This window comes from Synechococcus sp. OH2 (assembly GCF_047462155.1).
Lineage (GTDB): Bacteria > Cyanobacteriota > Cyanobacteriia > Thermostichales > Thermostichaceae > Thermostichus.
This window is the reverse complement of record NZ_JANSIR010000111.1, coordinates 1-1,723: the sequence shown is the minus strand read 5'-3', so window position 1 is coordinate 1,723 and position 1,723 is coordinate 1. Positions and strand designations below refer to the sequence as shown.

At 58.3% G+C, this 1,723-nt stretch carries 1 protein-coding gene; it reads right to left on the bottom strand.

Annotated elements, in window-relative coordinates:
• Positions 1 to 358: 358 nt before the first annotated feature.
• On the bottom strand, positions 359 to 1,357 hold the full coding sequence (locus NW835_RS11660; RefSeq protein ID WP_414365113.1) for a ribose-phosphate pyrophosphokinase: 999 nt from the start codon (positions 1,355 to 1,357) through the stop codon (positions 359 to 361).
• Between the last annotated feature and the right edge of the window lie 366 nt (positions 1,358 to 1,723).

Genomic DNA, 1,723 nt, shown 5'->3' with positions numbered 1-1,723 from the left:
GGGCCAGTTCTAGATAGACCAAGGGGACGTTCAGCAGTTGCCCCAGCAATTGCAACAGCGGGTACAGCGCTGCAGCGGACTCCGTATTCAATTCTGTATTCAGTTCAGTTTGAAGGGACGGCTCTTCCCTGGCGGCGGCCTGCCCGGCAACAAAACTGTTCACAACGGATCTTGGTGACCTAGAAATGGGAGGCGACATGGGAAAAACTCGGCTGGGAAGCTAGCTCTACCCAGTCCATCACGATAGATGGGGGGCACCTGTTGAGTTGGTCTTCACAGGGCAAAAAGCAAAGGATCCCCGCTAGGTACGCCCGTTCCGCACCCACTATCTATACTTTAGCGATGCTCTGGAGAAACCTTAGTGAAACATGCTGCTGACGGAGCTGTCTTCGTGAATGCGCCAGATCGCCTCTCCCAGCACGTTCGCCACCGAGAGGACGGTCAAGCCTGGAAAATGCCGCTCTGGAGGAATGGGGATGGTGTTGGTGACGATCACCTCTTCAAACAGACCGCCCTGCAGGCGTTCGATGGCCGGATCGGAAAAGACAGGGTGGATGGCGCAGGCATAGACCGCCTTGGCCCCCGACTTGCGCAGCAGCTTCGCCCCTTCCGAGATGGTGCCTGCCGTGTCAATCATGTCATCTACGAGGATGGCGATTTTACCACGCACATCGCCAATGAGGTTCATGACTTCCACGTCGTTGTGGGCCTGGCGGCGCTTGTCAATGATGGCCAGCGGAGCTTCCTTGAGTTTTTTGGCAAAGGCACGTGCCCGCGCTACCCCTCCCACATCGGGAGAGACGACCACAATATCTTCGTCGAGCAGGCCTTTTTCTTTGAGGTAAGCCTGCAGTACCGGCTGGGCGTAGACGTGGTCGAGGGGAATGTCGAAGTAGCCCTGGATCTGGGCCGAGTGCAGATCCATGGCCAGCACCCGGTGTGCCCCTGCCTGGGTGATCATATTGGCCACCAGCTTGGCGGTAATGGCTTCCCGTCCGGCGGTTTTGCGGTCAGCGCGGGCGTAGCCGTAGTAGGGCAAGACGGCAGTGATCTGGCGGGCCGAGGCGCGGCGGCAGGCATCGATGATCACCAGCAGCTCCATCAGGTGATCGTTGACCGGGCGGCAGGTGGGCTGCACCAAGTAGACATCGGCGCCGCGAATCGACTCCTGGATTTGGATGTACAGCTCACCATCGGCAAAGCGCTTGCGCAGCATCGGGCCCAGATCCAGGCCCAAGTAACGGGCTACTTCCTGGGCTAGGGCTGGATTGGCGCTGCCTGAGAAGATTTTAAGGCGGTTACTATCTGAGATGGGTGGCAGGGGAGAAGGGCGAAGCAGAGGAGCAGGGCGAACCACAGATCGACGCTGAACTCGTCCGTAGCCAACGCCTGACGGCGAGCTGACGCTATCGTAGCACTGGCGCTTGCAACTTTAGCAACTGTATTCTTCGGGATTTTGGGTCTCGGAGGCAGGTTAGCATAAACGGGATGAAGGTGGAGCTGCTCCACATCCACAAGCACTTTGGGGCGGTACAGGCAAACCGCGATGTGTCTTTGCGGGTGGAGGCAGTCACAATGCACGGTCTTCTGGGGGAAATGGAGCCGGCAAAAGCACCTTGGTCAAGATCCTGAGCAGCTTTCTGCGCTGCGATCTAATGCGATCTAAGGAGAGATTTGGAATGAACTACCCCACCGCGTAGGCGGGTGGGGTTTCCTCACCCGC